At 76.5% G+C, this 7,955-nt stretch carries 1 protein-coding gene; it reads right to left on the reverse strand.

Annotation, left to right across the window (positions count from 1 at the left end):
- Positions 1–7,792 (reverse strand): SDR family NAD(P)-dependent oxidoreductase (locus ACZ47G_RS39500; RefSeq protein WP_465751346.1); only part of this gene is annotated, 7,792 nt, incomplete at its 3' end.
- Positions 7,793–7,955 lie beyond the last annotated feature (163 nt).

Raw genomic sequence — 7,955 nt, forward strand, 5'->3', positions numbered from 1 at the left:
AGACGGGTGAGGTGTCCAGCAACGCGAGGCCCATGCCGGGCCATTGGGTGCCGTGGCCGGGGAACACGAACACCGTCTTCCCCGGAACCCCGGTGCCCTGGATGAGCCGGCCGTCCGGCTGATCGGCGGCCAACGCCCGGAGCCCGTCGAGGAGTTCGCCACGTGTGGTGGCGACCACGGCGGCGCGGTGGGTGAAGCCGGCGCGGGTGTCGAGCGCGGCGGCGACGGCGGCGGGCGTGAGTTCGGGGTGGGCTTCGACGTGGTCCGCCAGCCGTTCGGCGTGCTGCCGCAGGGCGGCAGGGGTCCTGGCCGAGAGCGGCCAGGTGACCGGCGCCGGGTCGGCCGTCCCCGCCGCGTCCGGGGGTCCCTCGGTCTGGGCCACCGGCCGTGCGGTGGGGCCTTGTTCGAGGATGACGTGGGCGTTGGTGCCGCTGATGCCGAAGGAGGAGACGGCGGCGCGGCGCGGGCGCCCGTGCGTGGGCCAGTCCCGGTTCTCGGTCAGCAGCTCGATGCTGCCCGTGCTCCAGTCGACGTGCGGGGACGGCGCGTCGACGTGCAGGGTCCTGGGCAGGACCTCGTGGCGCATCGCCTCGATCATCTTGATGATGCCGGCGACGCCGGCGGCGGCCTGGGTGTGGCCGATGTTGGACTTGATGGAACCGAGCCAGAGCGGGTGTTCGCGGTCCTGCCCGTAGGTGGCCAGCAGGGCCTCCGCCTCGATCGGGTCGCCGAGCTTGGTCCCGGTGCCGTGCGCCTCGACCACGTCGACGTCGGCGGCGGCGAGCCCGGCTCCGACCAGGGCCTGCCGGATCACCCGGCGCTGGGCGGCGGCGCTGGGCGCGGTGAGGCCGTTGGAGGCGCCGTCCTGGTTGACCGCCGTCCCCCGGACGACCGCGAGGATCTGGTGGCCGTTGCGGCGGGCGTCGGAGAGCCGCTCGACCAGCAGCAGGCCGACGCCCTCGCTCCACACCACGCCGTCGGCGGCGGCCGCGAAGGACTTGGAGCGCCCGTCGGGGGCCAGGCCGCGCTGCCGGCTGAACTCGACGAAGGCGTTCGGGGTGGCCATCACCGTGACCCCGCCGGCGAGCGCGAGGTCGCACTCGCCGTTGCGCAGCGCGCGGGCGGCCAGGTGCAGGGCGACCAGCGAGGAGGAGCACGCGGTGTTGACCGTCAGTGCGGGCCCGGCGAGGTCGAGCGCGTACGACACCCGGCCGGAGGCGACGCTCGTCTGGGTGCCGGCGAGCAGGAACCCCTCGAAGCCGTCGGGTGCCGCCTGCATGAGCCGGTTGCCGTAGTCGTCGTACATGACGCCGGTGAAGACGCCGGTGTGGGTGCCGCGCAGGGTGGTGGGGTCGATGCCGGCGTTCTCCAGGGTCTCCCAGGCGGTTTCGAGGAGGAGGCGCTGTTGCGGGTCGGCGGCGAGCGCCTCGCGGGGGCTCATGCCGAAGAACTCGGGGTCGAAGTCGGCGGCGTCGTGGAGGAATCCGCCGTGGCGGGTGTAGCTGGTGCCGGGGTGGTCGGGGTCGGGGTGGTAGAGGGTGTCGAGGTTCCAGCCGCGGTCGGTGGGGAACTCGCCGATCGCGTCGACGCCGTCGGTCACCAGTCGCCACAGGTCCTCGGGGGAGCGGACACCGCCGGGGTAGCGGCAGGCCATGCCCACGATCGCGATCGGCTCGTCGTTCCGCACCCGGGTGGCCGTGACGTCGTCGGTGCGGCCGGTGCCGGTGATCCGCTCGCCGAGGTACCGGGCGAGCGCGGTGGCGGTCGGGTGCTCGAACACCACCGTGGCGGGCAGCCGGAGGCCGGTGGCCGCGTTGACGCGGTTGCGCAGTTCGACGGTGGTGAGGGAGTCGAGACCCTGCTCGCGCAGGGCCCGGTCCGGTTCGACCGTGGCGGGGTCGTCGTGGCCGAGCACCTCGGCGGCCTTGGCGCGGACGAGGTCGAGCAGCGCCGCCTCCCGCTCGGCCGGGGGCAGTTCGGCGATCCTCCTGGCGGACGCGGCGGGCCGTGTGCTGGTGGTGCGGGCGCCGCCCGGCCCGCCGGTGCGGGGCAGCAGACGGCGCAGCAGCGGGGGGATCTCGCCCCGGTCGTGCTCCGTCCGGACCGCCGCGAGGTCGAGCCGGGCCGGCAGCGCGACCGGCCGGCCCGCGGCGAGCGCGGAGTCGAACAGGGCGAGCGCGTCCTCGGCGGGCATCGCGGCGAGGCCGCCGCGGCGCAGCCGCGCCTGGTCGGAGTCGCTGATCCGCCCCGCCATGCCGGCGGAGTCGGCCCACAGGCCCCAGCCGAGCGAGACGGCGGGCAGGCCGGAGGCACGGCGGTGCTGGGCGAGGGCGTCGAGGAAGGCGTTGGCGGCCGCGTAGTTGGCCTGGCCGGCGCCGCCCAGGGTGGCGATCGCGGAGGAGAACAGCACGAACGCGGTGAGCGGAAGCTCCCGGGTGAGTTCGTGCAGGTTCCAGGCCGCGTCCGCCTTGGGGCGCAGGACGGCGTCGGTCCGCTCGGCGGTGAGGGAGGTGACGGTCCCGTCGTCGAGGACGCCGGCGAGGTGGACGACGGCGCGCAGCGGCCGGTCGGCCGGGACGGCGGCCAGCACCGCGGCCAGCGACTCCGGGTCGGCGGCGTCGGCGGCGGTGACGGTGACCTCGGCGCCCAGGGCGCGCAGTTCCGCCGCCCGTTCGGCGGAGCCGTCGGCGGCGGGGCCGCGGCGGCTGACCAGGACGAGGTGCCGTACCCCGTGTGCGGTCACCAGGTGCCGGGCGACCAGGGCGCCGAGGCCGCCGGTGCCGCCGGTGAGCAGCACGGTGCCGTCGAGGGCGGTGCCTCCGAGGGCGAAGCTGCCGAGACCGGTGTCGTCGAGGGCGGGGGCGCCGGGCGCCGTGCCGTCGGGCGCCGGGCGATCGCCGGGCGGCCCGGCCGTGGTGAGCGGGGCCAGCCGCGGGACCTTCACCGTCCCGGCCCGGACCGCCAGTTGGGGTTCGCCGGTGCCGACGGCGGCGGGGACGGCGCGGGCCGAGGCCGGGTCGTCGTCCAGGTCGAGGAGGACGATCCGGTCGGGGTGCTCGGTCTGCGCGGACCGGATGAGGCCCCAGACGGCGGCGGTCGCCGGGGAGGGGGCCGGCGCCGTGTCGTCCACGGCGGTCGCGCCCCGGGTGGTGATCACCAGTCGCGCGTCGGCGAGGCGTTCGTCGGCGAGCCACTCCTGGACGAGCGTCAGCGCCTGCCCGGTGAGCCGGTGCGCGGCGTCCGCGGGGATGCCGGGTGCGGTGTCGTCCGGTCCGGCATCGTCCGGTCCGGCGCCGTCCGGTCCGGCATCGTCGGCGTGCAGCGGTCCGGCGAGGACCAGGTCGGGGACGGCGGCGCCGTCGGCGACCGCCTCGCGCAGCGCGGCGAGGTCAGGGTAGGAATGTGCGGCCGGGCCGTCCGCCGGCCACGCGCGTCCGAGGACGGCCCACCGGGCGGCCTCGGGTGCGCCGAGCGGCAGCGGCCGCCATTCCACGGCGTACAGGTCCCGTACGGTCCGGACGGGGGCGAGCCGTTCGACGGCGACGGGCCGCAGCGCGAGGGTGCCGACGGCGAGCACCGAGCTGTCGGTCTCGTCGGTGACGGTCAACTCGACGGTGTCGGCTCCGGCGGGGGTCAGCCGGACGCGCAGCGGTTCCCCCGCCGAGGAGCCCGAACCCGAACCCGAGCCCGAACCCGAACCCGAATCCGATGCCGAACCCGAGCCCGCGCCCGCGCCGGGGCCGGCCTCCGCCGCCGACCCGGTCGCGAAGCGGGTCCAGGAGAACGGCAGGAACATCTGCCCGGAGTCCTCCCGGAGCACCCCGGTGGCGGCCAGCGGGTGCAGTGCGGCATCGAGCAGCGCGGGGTGCGGGGCACCCCGCCCGGTGTCCGTCCGCAGCTCCGCCGGGACGGTCACCTCGGCGAACAGCTCCTCGCCCAGCCGCCAGGCGGCCCGGACGTTCCGGAACGCCGGTCCGTACTCGTAGCCCTGCTCGTGGAGGTGGTCGTACAGTTCGGCGACGTCGAGCTCGGTGGCCCCGCGCGGCGGCCACTCCCCACCCGGGAACACGTCCGCACCCGCACCCGGGCCGCCCGCCGCACCGGCCGAGACGAAGCCGGCCGCGTGCCGCGTCCACTCCGCGCCGCCCTGCCGCGAGTACAGCCGCACCGGGCGGCGTCCGGCCTCGTCGGTGGTGCCCACGACGACCTGGAGCCGGACCTCGCCGTCCTCGGGGACGGCGAGCGGCGCCTCCAGGGTGAGTTCGTCGACCGTGCCGCAACCCACCTCCGCCCCGGCCCGGACGGCGAGGTCCAGCAGCGCGGTGCCGGGCAGCAGGACGGTGCCGCGCATCGCGTGGTCGGCCAGCCAGGGCCGGGCCGCGGTGGACAGCCGTCCGGTGAACACGTGCCCGTCGCCGTCGGCGAGTTCGGTCACGGTGTCCAGGAACCGGTGCCCGAGGGCATTGGCGCCGCGCGCGGCCGGTTCGATCCAGTAGCGCTGCCGCTGGAACGGGTAGGTCGGCAGGTCGACGGGGTCCGCCGGGGCGTCGCGCAGGACGGCCCGCCAGTCGACCCGCACGCCCTGGGTGTGCACCCGGCCGAGCGCCGCCGCGAACCGGTCCCAGCCGCCGTCGTCGCGGCGCAGCGACTCGGCGACCACGGTGCCGGCGGCGCCCGCCGCCTCCACGGTCTGCTCGATCGCCTGGGTCAGCACCGGGTGCGGGCTGATCTCGATGAAGGTGCGGTAGCCCTCGGCCGCCAGCTCCCGGATCACCGGCTCGAACTCGACCCGGTGGCGCAGGTTGCGGTACCAGTACTCGGCGCCGGTCTCGAACGGCTCCTGCCGGACCCCCTGCACGGTGGAGCGGAAGGCGGTCCGCGGCGCGCGGGGGGCGATCGGCGCGAGCACCTCCGCCAGCCGGTCCCGGACGGCCTCCACGTGCGCGGTGTGCGAGGCGTAGTCGATGGGCACCCGCCGGGCCCAGACGCCGGCCTCGGCGCAGTGCGCGGCCAGCTCCTCCAGGGCGGCGAGGTCGCCGCCGACGACGGTGGAGGACGGGCCGTTCAGCGCGGCAACGGTCAGCCGGCCGTCCCAGCGGGCGATCAGTCCGGTCACCTGGTCCAGCGAGCGGGCGACCGACAGCAGGCCGCCGGTGTGTGCCAGCGGCAGCAGCTCCCTTCCGCGCAGCGCGACCACCCGCGCGGCGTCCGGCAGCGACAGCGCGCCGGCGACGTACGCGGCGGCGATCTCCCCCTGGGAGTGGCCCATCACCGCGTCGGGTTCCACCCCCGCGGCCCGCCAGAGCGCGGCGAGGGCCGCCACCACCGCGAACGTCGTGCACTGGATCACGTCCGACCGGTCCATCCCGGGAGCGCCCGGTACCCCGGCCAGGACGTCGCGCACCGACCAGTCCAGGTACGGCTGGAGGGCGTCGGCGCAGGCGAGGAGTTCCGCCCGGAAGGCCGGCGAGGACTCCATCAGCCCGGCGGCCATGCCCGCCCACTGCGAGCCCTGCCCGGGGAAGACGAACACGACCTTGCCCCGGTCGGCTGCCGTGCCCCGCTCGACGCCGGGCGCCGGCTCGCCCTCCGCGAGCGCGGCCAGGGCGGCGCCCAGGGCGGCCCGGTCGGTGCCGGTGAGGACGGCGCGGTGGGCGAACGCGGGGCGGCCGGTGGCGAGTGCCCGGCCGATGCCGGCCAGCGCGTGGTCCGGGGCGGTGTCGAGGTGGCGGCGCAGCAGGTCGGCCTGGGCGCGCAGGCCCTGTTCGTCGGGCGCCGAGACGAGCCACGGCACGGTGGTGTCGGCGCCGACCGCGAGCGGCAGGCGGTCGCCGTCGTTCCCGGTCCCGCTGGTGGCGGCCCCGCTGCTGCCGGTCCCGCCGTTGCCCGCCCCGTCGGCCGCCGGTTCGCGGACCGGGTGGACGCCGGGGACGTCGGAGGCGTCGGGGGCCTCTTCGAGTACCAGGTGCGCGTTGGTGCCACTGATCCCGAACGACGACACCGCTGCCCGCCGGACGGCCGTTTCGGGCCACGGCCGCGCCTCGGTCAGCAGCCGTACGGTGCCCGCCGACCAGTCGACCTGACGGGTCGGCCGGTCCACGTGCAGGGTGCGGGGCAGCGACCGGTGGCGCAGCGCCATCACCATCTTGATCAGGCCGCCGACCCCCGCCGCGGCCTGCGCGTGACCGATGTTGGACTTCAGGGACCCCAGCCACAGCGGGGCGTCGGCGGGCCGGTTCCGTCCGTAGGTGTCGATCAGGGCCTGGGCCTCGATGGGGTCGCCGAGCCTGGTGCCGGTGCCGTGCGCCTCGACGGCGTCCACGTCGGCGGGCCCGAGCCCGGCGTCGGCGAGCGCCTGGCGGATCACCCGTTCCTGGGACGGCCCGTTGGGCGCGGTCAGCCCGTTGCTCGCCCCGTCGGAGTTGACGGCGGAGCCGCGGATCAGGGCGAGGACGCGGTGCCCGTTGCGCCGGGCGTCCGAGAGCCGCTCCAGCACCAGCATCCCGGCGCCCTCGGCCCAGGCGGTGCCGTTCGCGGCGTCGGAGAACGCCTTGCACGTCCCGTCGGCGGACAGCCCCTGCTGCCGGCTGAACTCGACGAAGATCCCGGGGGTGGCCATCACGGCCACGCCGCCCGCGAGCGCCAGCGGGCAGTCCCCGTTGCGCAGGGCCCGGGCCGCGAGGTGCAGGGCCACCAGCGAGGACGAGCAGGCGGTGTCCACGGTGAGCGCGGGGCCCTGGAGCCCCAGGGTGTAGGCGATCCGGCCGGACGCGACGCTCGCCGTGGTGCCGGTCAGCAGGAAGCCCTCCAGGCCTTCGGCGCCCTCGGTCAGCCGGGGCCCGTACTCCTGGGACATCGCGCCGACGAACACGCCGGTCTGGCTCCGGCCCAGCGACAACGGGTCGATGCCGGCCCGCTCCAGGGCTTCCCAGGACACCTCCAGCAGCACCCGCTGCTGGGGGTCCATCGCCTGTGCCTCGCGCGGGCTGATGCCGAAGAACGCGGGGTCGAACCGGTCGGCGTCGGGGAGGAACCCGCCGCGGCGCACGGAGGAGGTGCCGGAGGCCGCCGACTCCGGGTCGAACAGGGCGTCGAGGTCCCAGCCCCGGTTGTCCGGGAAGTCGGAGGTCGCGTCCGTCCCGGTCTCCACCAGCCGCCACAGCTGCTCGGGTGTGCGTACGCCGCCGGGGTAGCGGCAGGCCATTCCGACGATCGCGATCGGGTCGTCGGCGTCCGCGGCCGGCCCGTTCGCCGGGTGGCCGGGCCGGTGCCCGGTCGTGGGCGCGGCGGTGCGGGGCGCCTCGGCGAGGCGGTCGCGCAGGTGTTCGGCGAGGAGCTGCGGCGTCGGGTGGTTGAACAGCAGCGCGGGGGGCAGCTCCAGGCCGGTCGCCGTCACCAGCCGGTTCCGCAGCTCCACGGCGAGCGAGGAGTCGAAGCCGAGTTCCTTGAACGAGCGCCCGGAGGCGGGCTCCTCGCTGCCGGTGTGCCCGAGGACGGCGGCCGCGTTCCGGTGCACCAGGTCCAGCAGCGCGCGGCGCCGTTCGGCGGGCGGCAGCGCGGTCAGTGCCTCGGACGCCGCGGGCGGGGCGGCGGTGTCCCGCTCCTGCTCGCCCGGGTCCTCGGCCGGTCCGTCGGGCGGCGTGTCGGCCGTGGTCCGCCGATCGGTTCCGGGCTCCAGCCAGTGGCGGCGCCGCTGGAAGGGGTAGGTCGGCAGGGAGACCCGCCGGGGCTGCGCGTCCTCGAAGAGCCGGGTCCAGTCGGCGTCCGCGCCGGCGGTGTGCAGCCGCGCCATCGAGGCGAGGAACGCCGTCCAGCCGGGCCGCTTGCGGTGCAGGGTGCCGGTGGTGACGGTCTCGGTACCGGTGTCGGTGGTGTCGGCGGTTTGTTGGATGGGGGTGGTGAGGACGGGGTGGGGGCTGGTTTCGATGAAGTGGGTGTGGCCGGTGGTGAGGAGG

Source organism: Kitasatospora sp. NPDC030952 (genome assembly GCF_055571335.1).